Origin of the sequence: Thalassospira profundimaris, from assembly GCF_003326755.1 — a bacterium.
Taxonomy (GTDB): domain Bacteria; phylum Pseudomonadota; class Alphaproteobacteria; order Rhodospirillales; family Thalassospiraceae; genus Thalassospira; species Thalassospira profundimaris_B.
This window is the reverse complement of the sequence record NZ_JPWH01000001.1, coordinates 596,915-609,977: the sequence shown is the minus strand read 5'-3', so window position 1 is coordinate 609,977 and position 13,063 is coordinate 596,915. Positions and strand designations below refer to the sequence as shown.

The 13,063-nt window shown below is 57.1% G+C and carries 11 protein-coding genes; 2 read left to right on the top strand and 9 right to left on the bottom strand.

The annotated features are described in order from the left end of the window. Positions 1-158: 158 nt before the first annotated feature. From TH25_RS02740 to uraH, 9 genes are all read right to left on the bottom strand, one after another. Positions 159-1,229: a BMP family ABC transporter substrate-binding protein gene (locus TH25_RS02740; RefSeq protein WP_114086964.1), complete on the bottom strand. Its 1,071-nt coding sequence runs from the start codon at positions 1,227-1,229 to the stop codon at positions 159-161. A 124-nt stretch (positions 1,230-1,353) separates the two neighbouring features. Continuing rightward, positions 1,354-2,274, bottom strand: a complete 921-nt coding sequence (locus tag TH25_RS02735) for an ABC transporter permease (RefSeq protein WP_114086854.1) — start codon at positions 2,272-2,274, stop codon at positions 1,354-1,356. Beyond that, complete coding sequence (locus tag TH25_RS02730) at positions 2,274-3,353, bottom strand: ABC transporter permease (protein ID WP_114086853.1); 1,080 nt, start codon at positions 3,351-3,353, stop codon at positions 2,274-2,276. The genes TH25_RS02735 and TH25_RS02730 overlap by 1 nt, the downstream gene beginning before the upstream one ends. Beyond that, a complete protein-coding gene (locus TH25_RS02725) occupies positions 3,340-4,869 on the bottom strand; it encodes an ABC transporter ATP-binding protein (RefSeq protein WP_258549001.1) in 1,530 nt (509 codons plus the stop codon). Before TH25_RS02725 ends, TH25_RS02730 begins: the two co-directional genes overlap by 14 nt. A gap of 184 nt (positions 4,870-5,053) precedes the next feature. Further along, positions 5,054-5,506 carry a nucleoside deaminase gene (locus TH25_RS02720; protein WP_114086852.1) on the bottom strand — a complete coding sequence of 151 codons (453 nt, stop codon included), beginning with the start codon at positions 5,504-5,506 and terminating at the stop codon, positions 5,054-5,056. Between the two features lie 161 nt (positions 5,507-5,667). Next, positions 5,668-6,789, bottom strand: coding sequence for a xanthine dehydrogenase accessory protein XdhC (gene xdhC, locus TH25_RS02715; RefSeq protein ID WP_114086851.1), 1,122 nt, complete (start codon positions 6,787-6,789; stop codon positions 5,668-5,670). 5 nt (positions 6,790-6,794) lie between these two features. Beyond that, entirely contained in the window at positions 6,795-9,242 is a 2,448-nt protein-coding gene (gene xdhB / locus TH25_RS02710) for a xanthine dehydrogenase molybdopterin binding subunit (protein ID WP_114086850.1), read from the bottom strand. Continuing rightward, positions 9,235-10,722: a xanthine dehydrogenase small subunit gene (xdhA, locus tag TH25_RS02705; protein WP_114086849.1), complete on the bottom strand. Its 1,488-nt coding sequence runs from the start codon at positions 10,720-10,722 to the stop codon at positions 9,235-9,237. The genes xdhB and xdhA overlap by 8 nt, the downstream gene beginning before the upstream one ends. A gap of 6 nt (positions 10,723-10,728) precedes the next feature. Then, on the bottom strand, positions 10,729-11,082 hold the full coding sequence (gene uraH / locus TH25_RS02700) for a hydroxyisourate hydrolase (RefSeq protein ID WP_114086848.1): 354 nt from the start codon (positions 11,080-11,082) through the stop codon (positions 10,729-10,731). Between the two features lie 414 nt (positions 11,083-11,496). Here uraH and puuE point away from each other — a divergent pair, with 414 nt between their 5' ends. Next, positions 11,497-12,411 carry an allantoinase PuuE gene (gene puuE / locus TH25_RS02695; protein ID WP_114086847.1) on the top strand — a complete coding sequence of 305 codons (915 nt, stop codon included), beginning with the start codon at positions 11,497-11,499 and terminating at the stop codon, positions 12,409-12,411. Positions 12,412-12,500: 89 nt separating this feature from the next. Then, positions 12,501-13,058: a 2-oxo-4-hydroxy-4-carboxy-5-ureidoimidazoline decarboxylase gene (uraD, locus tag TH25_RS02690; RefSeq protein WP_114086846.1), complete on the top strand. Its 558-nt coding sequence runs from the start codon at positions 12,501-12,503 to the stop codon at positions 13,056-13,058. Positions 13,059-13,063 lie beyond the last annotated feature (5 nt).

Sequence of the window (13,063 nt, the reverse complement as noted above, 5' to 3'; positions counted from 1 at the left end):
GGCACGACGGGTATGATGCCCCCTTCAATATCCCTTCATCCCCTGTCCGAACAGGCCGGGGAACAAAACAAAACAGCCCCGCCAGATCATGACCCGGCGGGGCTGTTTGTGTGTTTCGCGACGTGCGGCCAATGCTGCGCACCCCGCTTTATATCACGTTATTTCGGCAATTCGGCATCGATGCCTTTGATGTACCAGTCCATGCCCAGCAGCATTTCGTCCGGCGCGACTTCGCCTTCCTTCACGCGCAGTTCACCGGCCTGGTCATAGATCGGACCGGCAAAGATCTTGATGTCGCCCGAGGCAATCTTGTCCTCGGTTTCCTTGGCAAGGGCGGCAACATCATCGGGCATGTTGGTGAACGGTGCCATATGGACCATGCCTTCTTTCAGGCCGTCCCAGGTGTCTTCCGATTTCCAGGTGCCATCCATAACGGCCTGAACACGGTCGATGTAATATTTGTCCCAATGGTCAACAATGGCCGTCATCTGGGCCTTGGGGGCAAATTTGATCATGTCGGATGCCTGACCAAACCCCTTGATGCCGCGGTTTTCAGCAACCTGAAGCGGTGCCGGGCTGTCGGTGTGCTGCACCATGATGTCCGCGCCCTGGTCAATCAGGGCCTTGGCGGCATCGCCTTCCTTGCCCGGATCATACCAGCTATTGACCCAGACGATTTTAACCTTCACATCCGGGTTCACCGACCAGGCACCACGCATGAACGAATTGATACCACGCACAACTTCGGGGATCGGGAAGGAGCCGACATAACCGATAATGTTGCTTTTGGTCATTTTACCGGCGATCACGCCTGCAACATAACGGCCTTCGTAAAAACGGGCCGCATAGGTTGCAACGTTATCGGCACGCTTGTAACCGGTTGCGTGTTCAAATTTCACATTCGGAAACTGCTTTGCCACCTTGATGGTCGGGTTCATGAAACCAAACGAGGTGGTGAAAATCAGGTCATTGCCGGTCTGGGCCAACTGGCGGATCACGCGTTCGGCGTCTGCCCCTTCGGGCACACTTTCAACAAACGTCGTTTTCACCTTGTCGCCAAATTTTTCCTCAACAGCCTTGCGGCCCTGATCATGCTGGTAGGAATAGCCAAAATCACCCACCGGCCCCACATAGACAAAACCGACCTTAAGCGGATCGGCAGCCTGTGCCGCCCCCATGCCCAGGGCCAATGCGCCAACAGCGGCAAGTGCTGCTGCCGTGCGCTTCATAAAACGTGCCTTCATAAGAATGTCTCCCTTAAAACCTTCTGCACAGGATTTATACCTGTTATCGGCGTACAATCAATATCGCGCGTCAGTAACCGGTGTGACGCACCTCCCACATATGCCGGCGTTATTGCGCCGGTCGGAACGCCTTGCCAATGCAGGCCGGCGCGTTAAGACGGATTTTGGTATAATCGCTGGAAATGATCACCAGCACCACAACCGTCGCAAGATAAGGCAGCATGGACATAAATTGTGACGGCACATTGATGCCCGCACTTTGCGCGTGCAACTGCAGGACCGAAATACAGCCAAACATATAGGCCCCGCCCAAAAGACGGCCCGGTCGCCATGTTGCAAACACCACCAGCGCCAGGGCAATCCAGCCCCGACCTGCCGTCATGTTTTCCGCCCACATCGGCGTATAGGCCAGCGACAGATAGGCCCCGCCCAACCCGGACATTGCCCCGCCAAACAGCGTTGCCATATACCGGATACGAATGACGTTATAGCCAATGGCGTGGGCGGAATCATGGGAATCCCCCACCGCCTTGAGGATCAGCCCCGCCCGGGTTCTGGTTAAAAACCAGCCCGATGCCAGCACCATGAAGATCGAGAAATAAACAAGGAAATCCTGACCAAACAGGATGGGGCCGATCACGGGAATGTCACGGATGACCGGAATGTTCAGGGCAGGCAGCGGATCAATCGCAAAACCGACAAAGCCCGAGCCAACCAAAGCGGAAATGCCCACCCCGAAAATGGTGAGCGCAAGGCCCGTTGCCACCTGGTTTGCCATCAAAGTCAGGGTTAAAAAGGCAAAAACAAGCGATGTTGCCATGCCTGCCAGGGCGGCTGCCATAATGCCAAGGGTGGCAGACCCGGTGGAGGCCGTAATGGCAAAACCGGCAATTGCGCCAATCAGCATCATGCCTTCCACACCCAGATTGAGAACACCGGATTTTTCCGTGATCAATTCGCCCGTGGCGGCAAGCAAAAGCGGGGTTGAAGCCGTAATTACGGTCAGGATAAAGGGTACGATCCAGTCCATCAGGCGGCCTCCCCGGATTTGTTGACCGCGCCAAAACGAACACGGTATTTGGTCAAAACATCACAGGCCAGCAGGAAAAACAGCAATATCCCCTGAAACAGCCCGGTGACGGCACTGGGCAGGCCCAGGCCAATTTGCGCCAGTTCACCCCCCAGATAGGTCAGCGCCATCACCAGCCCGGCAAACAGAATGCCAATCGGGTGCAAGCGCCCCAAAAAGGCAACGATAATGGCGGTAAAACCATAACCCGGCGAAATGGAGGGCTGTAGCTGCCCGATGGGCCCCGCCACCTCGAACAGCCCGGCCAGGCCCGAAAGCCCGCCTGATAATAACAGCGTAAACCAGACCATGCGTTTTTGCCGAAAACCGACATGGCGGGCCGCCTGTGGGGCCTGGCCGACCACGCGCAGCTGAAAACCCACCACCGATTTGGTCAACAAAACCCAGCCGCCTGCAACAATCAGCAAGGCAAAAACAGCCCCCAAATGAACGCGGGTACCGTCATAAATGATCGGCAGCAGGGCAGCATCGGGAAAAGGCCGGGATTCAGGAAAGCTGAAACCTTCGGGGTTGCGCCACGGCCCATAGACCAGATAGCTGAGGATCAGGGTGGCAACATAGGTCAGCATCAGGCTGGTGAGGATTTCATTGGCATTAAATCGCGTGCGCAGCCAGGCCGGGATCGCCGCCCACATCGCGCCACCAAGGGCGGCAAGGATGAACATGCCCGGCAGCAAAAACATGCTGGTACTGTCATAAAATGCCAGCGCCAGCCCGCCACCAAAGATGGCCCCCATCGTTAACTGGCCTTCGGCCCCGATATTCCAAACATTGGCGCGAAAGCCCATTGCCAGACCAACGGCGATAATTACCAGCGGCGTTGCCTTGACGAACAATTCACCCACGCCATAGGCATTGTTGATCGGCATGATGAAAAAGGTATAAAGCGCCTCGATCGGGTCTTTGCCCATAAAGGCAAAAATGATGCCCCCGGTAATCAGGGTCAGAAAAATGGCCAGCAGCGGCGAAAGATACACCATCTTTTGCGAATGCTGGCGACGTGGTTCAAGCCGGATCATGCTGGCCTCCATCCTGTTTCGGGGCCAGATCCCCGTTCAAATCATGAAGCCCGCCCATCAGAAGGCCGATTTCATCAATCGTGACATCTGCCATATTGCGTGCGGCGGACATTTTGCCCCCCGCCATCACCACAACCTGGTCACAAATGGCATAAATTTCATCCAGGTCCTGGCTAATCACCAAAACCGCCGTACCCTTTGCCGCCAAATCCAGCAGCGCCTGATGAATGGCACTGGCCGCCCCGGCATCCACCCCCCAGGTCGGCTGGGAAATGACCAGAACACCCGGGTCCTGCATGATTTCGCGACCGACAATGAATTTTTGCAAATTCCCGCCCGAAAGGCTGCCCGCCTCCGCCCCGTGGCCGGTGGTGCGCACATCGAATGTTTTGATAATACCTTCGGCAAAACTGCGCGTCGGCACCTCGCGAATGAGACCACGCGCCGACAGCGCCATACGGCGAAAGGCGGTTAGAAAACCATTTTCCGCCAGGCTCATATTCGGCACGGCCCCATGCCCGTTGCGTTCTTCGGGCACAAAGGCCGCCCCCAGACGGCGGCGGCGGCGCGGGCCAAACCCGGCCACAGGCTGTTTATCGATCACAATGCAATCGGGCGCGCCGTGAATTTCGGTTTCACCGGCAAGCGCCTGGAACAGTTCGTTCTGGCCGTTCCCGGCCACACCGGCCACCCCCAAAATCTGCCCGCCGCGCACCTCGAACGAAATATCCTGAAGGTCGGTGCCAAATTGCTGGTCACTGACCAGCGACAGGTTCTTGACCGACAGGCGCACATCACCGGGTGCCGGGCGAACACCCCGGTCCGGGGAGACCAGTTTTTGGCCGATCATCATTTCGGCCATCGATTTTGCGGTTTCGGCACGGGGGTCGCAGGTATCGACCACCTTGCCGCCGCGCAACACTGTGGCATGTTCGCACAGGGCCTGCACTTCATGCAGCTTGTGGCTGATATACAGGATGGCGCAGCCTTCGCTCGACAAACGCCGCAGGGTTTCAAACAGCTTGTCCACTTCCTGCGGGGTCAGCACCGATGTCGGTTCATCCAGGATCAAAAGTTTGGGATTTTGCAAAAGGCAGCGGACAATTTCGATGCGCTGGCGTTCGCCAACCGACAGGGTATAAACATGGCGGTCCGGGTCCAGCGGCAGGCCATAGGTTTTTTCAACCTCGATCACCTGCTGGCGTAACACCGCCATATCGCGCACGTCATTCATGGCAAGGGCGATGTTTTCCAAAACCGTCATGGTTTCAAACAGCGAAAAATGCTGAAAAACCAGACCAATCCCCATTTCGCGTGCATCATGGGGGCTGGCGATGGTCACAGGCGTGCCTTCCCATAACAGTTCCCCGGCATCGGCCTGCATCACGCCGTAAATCATTTTAACCAGCGTGCTTTTGCCGGCCCCGTTTTCACCCAGCAGGGCGTGGATTTCGCCCGGCTCGATCCGGAAACTGATATTGTCATTGGCCAGACAACCGGGAAAAGCCTTGGTCACGCCGCAAATTTCCAGCTGCGCGGGTCCTGATCCCGTTCGTTGTTTGACGGCCCCGGTTGTATTGCCGGATATCGCGGTCACTGTCTGCCACCCCCTGATTGCGATCCGATTACATGCGCCAAAGGCGTTTTACCCCTGCCCGGCCCGGTAATCAAACTGTCTCGATATTTTTTAAGCAGGTTTTTTAGTAAGCGATCTTGTCTTCCTTGGCCGCCCATTGGGCAAAGACATCGGCGGCCTCTTGCATTTCAATATGCTCACAGGGCAATTCGCGCTGTGACATCGGTTTTGCGACTTCATCATATAAAAACTGGTCATCAAAGCCGATGGCGGCGGCATCCTCGCGCCCGTTGGCATAATAGATACGGTCAATCCGGGCCCAGTAAATCGCCGACAGGCACATGGGGCAGGGTTCACAACTGGTATAAATCTCGCACCCGGCCAGGCTGAAATCGCCCAGTGCTTCGCAGGCGGCACGAATGGCGGAAACTTCGGCATGGGCCGTGGGGTCCATGCTCGACGTCACATTGTTCCAGCCCTCGGCAATCACCTTGCCATCGCGCACAATGACGGCACCAAACGGCCCGCCACAGCCTTCCTGCATTTTCTGGCGCGATAATTCTACGGCGTGGCGCATATGTTTGTGCCTGATATCATCACACACAGCCCATTCTCCTTTATTATTGTCCTGCCCCGGATATCCGGGTTTTTTTTGATCCGGTTTTCGTGCCGGGCCGTGCCCGCAACACACCGTTTTGAATTTTTCGGGGCAAAGCAAACCCCAAAACCGAAAATAACCTAGCCAATATCGCGGCCCGCCCGTGCCGGTGAAACCGCCACCTGCGCCTGCCCCTGTTCGCGCAACCCCACCAGTTGCGCCACCACCGATGCCGCAATCACCGCCGGGTGCTTGCCGGTAATGCCCGGCACACCAATCGGGCAGCACAAACGCGACAAAGCGGCATCGGACACACCCCGTTCGCGCATCCGGGCCATAAACCGTGCGCGTTTGGTTTCACTGCCAATCATGCCGACAAAGGCAAGGTCAGGCCGCATCAGGGCGTGGCGGCAAATCTCGAAATCCTCGGCATGGGAATGGGTTAAAATCAGCGCCATCGCGCCTTGCGGCATATCGGCGATTTCTTCCCACGGATTGGCACTCTGGATGGGGTGCAGGCGCGGTTTTGCCGGAATATCAATATAATCGCTTCGTGAATCCAGCCAGGTTACATCAAATGGCAAAGGCTCCAGTGCGCGCACAATCGCCGCCCCCACATGCCCGGCCCCAAACAGCCAAAGCGGCGTTGCCGCGTCATCCAGACGCACCAGCAAACCCCTACCCGATGGGCCGGACAACCCGGCATCCGCAAGCCCCCAAGCTGCAAGCTCCACAAGCCCGCCCCGCACAGGCGCGGCCAAAGGCAGGGAAACAGGACCAGCCTTTGACGCCAAATCCCGTGCTGACGGCCCGGAAAGCAGGGCAAAGGCGGCATCTGGTGCATCTTCAAAAGGCAGCATCAGCCAAACGGGATCCCGTCCCGCCGATTGGGCGGCCTGTAATGCGCCGCGCAAAACATCCTTCCGCCTGGCATCCAGGGCATGAAACGCCACCTCGACCGCGCCACCGCAACATTGCCCCAACGCGGGCCCCAGCGGATAGCGCATGAAATGGGCATCGGGCGCGCGACCCTCGGCCAGCATTTTGCGCACATGACGCACCAATTGATGTTCCAGATTGCCGCCACCGACCGTTCCCGCCGTTTCATGCCTGCCTACCAGCATAAAGGCCCCGGCCTCGCGCGGGGTGGACCCGGCAATGGCGGCAACCGTTACCATGACAACAGGCTGATCCTGCTGCCCCACCGCAAGCAGGGCCGACCATGATTGCGCATCCAGCGACAGGGGGGACAGAACGGACATGGGCGTTACACCCCGGTCTGCGGGGCACCAACCCCGGCCATTTTTGTCCCGGCACCGGCTGCGCCCTCTGCACCGGCAGCTTTCGCGTCATGCGCCCCGCCATCCGCCAACGCAGCCGCCTGTTCCGTCAGGCGTGTCACCGCCCGCAAAATGGCTTCGGGGGTGGCGGGCGTATTCAGGGCCGGGACAAATTGATGCCCGGCCACCGATGCCACGGCATGGGCGATGGCCCGATGCACCGAAATTGCCAGCATCAGGGGCGGTTCCCCCACCGCCTTGGACCGGTGGATGGTTTTTTCCACATTGCGGCCCGAAGACCAAAGCTCCAGCCGGAAATCATCGGGCCGGTCCGAACAGGCCGGGATTTTATAGGTCGATGGTGCATGGGTGCGAATGCGCCCATGATCATCCCACCAGAGTTCCTCGGTTGTCAGCCATCCCATGCCTTGAATAAAGCCGCCTTCGACCTGCCCGCGATCAATGGCGGGGTTCAGGGACTGGCCGACATCATGCAAAATATCCACCCGGGTGACTTTGTTTTCACCGGTCAGGGTATCGACCATGACTTCGCTGCAAGCCATGCCATAGGCAAAATAATAAAAGGGCCGGCCCGATGCGGTTGCACGGTCATAATGGATTTTCGGTGTCGCGTAATAGCCCGTCGCCGAAAGCGACACACGGCCAAGATAAGCCATTTTCACCAGTTCGGCAAAGCTGACATCGGCCACATCACCGACCTTGACCCGACCCGGCACAAAGCGAATAAGGCTTTCATCCACCCCGTAATGGTTGCTGGCAAAGGCGACCAGCCGTTCCTTGATGGTGCGCGCCGCATTACGCGCGGCCATGCCATTCATATCTGCCCCCGACGATGCCGCCGTCGCCGACGTATTGGGTACCTTGCCGGTATTGGTGGCGGTGATTTTGATATTGTCGAGGTCGATCTGGAATTCTTCGGCCACGACCTGGGCGACCTTGATGAACAGGCCCTGCCCCATTTCGGTGCCACCGTGATTGAGATGCACCGACCCATCCTGATAGACATGAACCAAGGCCCCGGCCTGATTCAGGAATGTGGTGGTAAAGGAAATACCAAATTTGACCGGTGTTATGGCAATGCCCCGTTTGATCACCGGGCTTTGGGCGTTAAAGGCATCAATTTCGGCGCGGCGCGCGCGATAATCGGTGCTTGCCAGCAAATCACGGGTCAGTTCCGGCAGGACGTTATCTTCCACCGTCATATGATAGGGGGTGATGTTGCGCCCCGCATCGCCATAATAATTGGCGATGCGCACATCAAGCGGGTCAAGGCCCAGCGCAAGCGCGATTTCATCCATGATCCGTTCAATCGCCACCATGCCCTGCGGACCACCAAAGCCGCGAAAGGCGGTGTTGGATACAAGGTTGGTCTTGCAGCGATAGGAGCGGATTTCGACATCACCCAGATAATAGGCATTATCGGTATGAAACATCGCACGATCGGCAATCGCCGATGACAGATCGGCGCTGAAACCGCAATTGGTCGCATATTGAATATCTGCGCCACAGATACGCCCGGCATCATCAAAGCCAATGTCGTAATCGACGATAAAATCATGACGCTTGCCGGTCATGATCATGTCATCATCGCGGTCCAGGCGCATTTTGGCCGGGCGGCCGGTTTTAACCGCCACAATGGATGCCAGTGCCGCCCATTGCATCGATTGTGTTTCCTTGCCGCCAAACCCCCCGCCCATGCGACGCACCTCTACCGTCACCGCATTGGCCGGGCGGCCCAGAACATTGGCAATGTTATGCTGAACCTCGGAGGGATGCTGGGTAGAGCAATGAATGAACACATCACCATCTTCCTGCGGGATGGCAAAGGATATATGCCCTTCAAGATAAAAATGGTCCTGCCCGCCAATCACCATGCGGGCAGCATGGCGGTGCGGGGCGCTGGCAAGGGCGCTGGCACTGTCACCGCGTTTCATGACGTGCGGTTCGGCGACATAGGATTTTTGTGCCAGCGCATCGTCAATCGACAGGATGGCTGGCAGTTCCTCATATTCAATTTCGGCCAGTCTGGTTGCGGCACGGGCCTGTTCCCGGGTTTCGGCGGCCACGCAAAATACCGGCTGACCATAAAACTGCACAATGCCATCGGGCAGAACCGGTTCGTCATGGGTGTGCGCCGGTGAAATATCGTTGATACCGGGAATATCATCGGCGGTTAACACACAGACAACACCGGGGGCCGAGCGTACCTTTGAAAGGTCCAGTTTGGTGATGCGCCCATGCGCGATGGTTGCCGCACCGGGGGCCAGATGCAGGGTGCCATAAGGCTCGACAATATCGTCGATATAAACGGCTTCGCCGGTCACATGTTTGGGGCCGCTATCATGCTTGCTGGCGGTGCCCACCCCGCCTTTAAGGATGTTTTCGGGCATGGTGATGTCGCACGGATCAGCCATTGGATGCCACCTTTCCCACCAGACGGGTCGTCACATCGGGCTGTGTGGTTTCAATATAAAGTTTGCTCAGCAGATTTTGCGCCACCAGCATGCGATATTCGCCCGAGGCCCGCATATCCGTCATGGGTTTAAAATCCTCCGCCAATGCCAGGCGGGCCGTATTCAGGGTTGCCTCATTCCAGGGCTGGCCGATAAGGGCAGCCTCGCATTTTTTGGCCCGCATCGGCGTGCCTGCCATGCCGCCAAAGGCAATGCGAATATCCCTGACGGCACCCTTTTCAAGGGTGATGGCAAAGGCCCCCAAAACAGCGGTAATGTCCTGGTCAAACCGTTTGGAAATTTTCCAGGCGCGAAACTGGCTGCTGCCCGCCGGTTTGGGCACAATGATTTTTTCAACAAACTCGCCCTTGGCCCGGTCCTGCTGGCCATAGGTGATGAAAAAATCCTCCAGCGGTATTTCGCGGCGCACATCGCCCATGCGCAAAACCAGCCGTGCGCCCAGCGCAATTAAGGCCGGCGGGGTATCGCCAATCGGCGACCCATTGGCGATGTTGCCGCCCACCGTGCCCGCATTGCGGATCTGGCGGGAGCCAATACGCCGCACCAGCTCACCCAAATCGGCGGCAACTTCGCCCAGGGCCTCATGGGCTGCGCTATAGGTGGCACCGGCACCGATATGCAAATCGCCATCACGCCATTCAACAAATTTAAGATCGGCCACATCGCCGATATACACAATCGGGTCCAGGCGTTTCAGGTGCTTTGTCACCCACAGGCCCACATCCGTCCCGCCCGCCAAAATAACGGCATCGGGATGTGTCACCAGAATGTGCGCCAGTTCATCACTGTTGCGCGGGGCGAAATACCGCCCGCCCGGATGATCAATTTCCAGCCCGGAACCTTCCGCCATCAGCCGTTTCAAACGGCCCGCCACATCCTGTCGGCGTGATTGTTCAACAGCATCGTCAATGGCAGCGCCGCCGGAGGTTCGTGCCGCCTCGATAATCGGGCCATAGCCGGTGCAACGGCACAAATTGCCCGCCAGCGCATCATTGATGACATCACGGTCATCCTCGCCGCCATCAAGCCAGATTTTATACAGGCTCATGACAAAGCCGGGTGTGCAGAACCCGCATTGCGACCCGTGGGTATCCACCATGGCCTGCTGAACCGGATGCAGGCTGCCATCGGCGCCTTTCAGATGTTCGACCGTGAGCAATTGTTTGCCATCAAGGGTTGGCACAAACTGAATGCAGGCATTGACCGTGCGATAGCGCATGGCACCGGGGGCATTTTCATCCACCTCGCCCAGCACAACGGTACAGGCCCCGCAATCGCCCTCGGCACAGCCTTCCTTGGTGCCGCATTTATGTTCCGTAAGGCGCAGGTAATTCAAAACGGTGGTTTGCGGATCAATATTTTCGATCCGGCGTTCTTCATTGCCCAGCAAAAAGCGGATGTCGCTTCGCATCTTTGTCATTGTCTCTTAACTGCCGCGATAGGTGGAATAGCCAAAAGGCGAAAGCAAAAGCGGCACATGATAATGTGCCTCCGCATCGGCAATGCCAAAGCGGATCACCACCTGGTCAAGGAATTTGGGATCTGGCAGGTCATAACCACTGGCATCGAAATAGTCGCCCGCGAAAAATACCAGTTCATATCTACCGGAGCGCAGGGTTTTACCCTCCAGAAGCGGCGCATCGGTGCGGCCATCTTCATTGGTGATAGCCTGGGCAACGCGGTCATCATGGCCGCCGTCAAAACGGTGCAACTCAATGCGAATCCCCCCCGCCGGGCAGCCGCGCGCCGTATCAAGCACATGTGTCGTCAAGCGCCCCATGACGGGCCTCCTTTGCATCACTGAACCAAGGATCTCGTTTTTCGCGATAGTTGTTTTATAGCGGTTGCCCGCCTGCCTCTCTGATCCGGCCTTGTGGCTGTTTTGAAGACCAAGGCCGGTTGTTTGTCATTTTTTTAAAAAGGTCGCACTGCAACAGGCATTCAGAAAAGAGGCGATAAAGTGAAACTATATCAATAATTCTTTGAAAAAGGATCGGATGACCACCGCTCAAAAACCTTGAATGCCAGAAATCCCGCGTCTTTGCGCACTTCCGGAGGGGCATATTTTCAACACCACCTTGAAAATTTCCCGACAATCACGCACGAGATTCTCTTGCTGCACCGCAGCCAATGGTTAATGCTACACCAAATAACCCGGCGAACCAAACCGGGATTGATCCATCTGGAGGCAAAGATGACCAACACGCCCTATGCGCGCGACCTGATCGGGTATGGCGCGACACCGCCGCATGCCAACTGGCCAAACAAGGCGCGCATCGCGGTACAGTTTGTGCTGAATTACGAAGAAGGCGGTGAAAACTGCATCCTGCACGGGGATGCGGCATCGGAAGCCTTTTTGTCGGAAATGATCGGCACCGACATGCGCCAGGGTGTGCGCCATATGAGCATGGAATCGATCTATGAATATGGCTCGCGGGTTGGCGTCTGGCGGATATTGAACCTGTTTCGCGAACGCGAAATCCCCATCACGCTGTTTGCCGTGGCAATGGCGCTTTCGCGCCAGCCCAAGGTGGCCGAAGTCGCCATCAGGGACGGCCACGAAATTTGTTCGCACGGCCTGCGCTGGATTGATTACCAGTATATCGAGGAAAATGTCGAACGCGACCACCTGTACCAGGCCATCGAGATTATCAAAAACATTACTGGCGAACGCCCGCTGGGCTGGTATACCGGGCGCACCAGCCCCAATACCCGCCGTTTGGTAGCCGAAGAAGGCGGTTTCCTGTATGATGCCGATGATTACAGCGATGAATTGCCGTTCTGGAGCACCCAGACCGAAACCCCGCATCTGATTGTGCCCTATACCCTTGATGTCAATGACATGCGCTTTGCCGCCATGCAGGGCTTTAATTCCGGCGAGCAATATTACCAGTACCTGAAAGACAGCTTTGATACCCTGTATGAAGAAGGCGCACATACACCCAAAATGCTGTCGGTTGGTTTGCATTGCCGCCTTGTCGGCCGTCCGGGACGGTTTGCCGCGTTAAAACGCTTTGTCGATTATGTGCGCAGCCATGACGATGTGTGGTTTGCCCGGCGCATCGATATTGCCCGGCACTGGCGCGAACATCATCCCTATACGGCGTAAGAACGCGGGATGAGAACGCGGAACAAGCCACCAGTATGAATACGGCAGATACACCGCTTGCCCGGGCCTGACGAACAGGATTACAAAATATGACACCCAACACAGTTTCCCCGGACAGCACACCGGGCAACCAAAGCTCGCTTTTTGCAACCAACCCGCCCAGCACACTGGCGACCAAATCCTTCGTCAATTTGTATGGCGGGGTCTATGAACATTCGCCCTGGATTGCCGAACGCCTGGCCGAAGGCGGCATCAGCCTGGCACTGGATGACCCGAAAACCCTGGCATCGGCGATGCAGGTGGTGGTTGAACGCGCCACACGGGACGAAAAACTGGCCCTGTTGCGCGCCCACCCGGACCTTGCCGGCAAACTGGCCCTGGCCGATTTAACAACATCGTCACGCGACGAACAGCAGGGTGCGGGGTTAGATCAATGCAGTGCCAAGGAACTTGCGCGATTTTCCGAACTGAACGATGCCTATAAGGGCAAGTTCGGTTTCCCGTTTATCTTTGCGGTAAAGGGGTATCATCGCCGCGACATTCTGGCCGCCTTTGAACGCCGGGTGAATAACGATATCGAAACCGAATTCAACGAAGCCCTGCAACAGGTTCACCGCATCGCCCTAATGCGATTGCAGGCCCTGTAAGCTGG

What these genes read in the sequence shown, in the direction of transcription:
- uraH (WP_114086848.1), bottom strand. Translation starts at nt 11,082, where the DNA reads ATGGGGCGCTTGACGACACATGTGCTTGATACGGCGCGCGGCTGCCCG.
- uraD (WP_114086846.1), top strand. Translation starts at nt 12,501, where the DNA reads ATGACACCCAACACAGTTTCCCCGGACAGCACACCGGGCAACCAAAGC.
- xdhB (WP_114086850.1), bottom strand. Translation starts at nt 9,242, where the DNA reads ATGGCTGATCCGTGCGACATCACCATGCCCGAAAACATCCTTAAAGGC.
- TH25_RS02735 (WP_114086854.1), bottom strand. Translation starts at nt 2,274, where the DNA reads ATGGACTGGATCGTACCCTTTATCCTGACCGTAATTACGGCTTCAACC.
- puuE (WP_114086847.1), top strand. Translation starts at nt 11,497, where the DNA reads ATGACCAACACGCCCTATGCGCGCGACCTGATCGGGTATGGCGCGACA.
- TH25_RS02740 (WP_114086964.1), bottom strand. Translation starts at nt 1,229, where the DNA reads ATGAAGCGCACGGCAGCAGCACTTGCCGCTGTTGGCGCATTGGCCCTG.
- xdhA (WP_114086849.1), bottom strand. Translation starts at nt 10,722, where the DNA reads ATGACAAAGATGCGAAGCGACATCCGCTTTTTGCTGGGCAATGAAGAA.
- TH25_RS02730 (WP_114086853.1), bottom strand. Translation starts at nt 3,353, where the DNA reads ATGATCCGGCTTGAACCACGTCGCCAGCATTCGCAAAAGATGGTGTAT.
- TH25_RS02720 (WP_114086852.1), bottom strand. Translation starts at nt 5,506, where the DNA reads ATGCGCCACGCCGTAGAATTATCGCGCCAGAAAATGCAGGAAGGCTGT.
- xdhC (WP_114086851.1), bottom strand. Translation starts at nt 6,789, where the DNA reads ATGTCCGTTCTGTCCCCCCTGTCGCTGGATGCGCAATCATGGTCGGCC.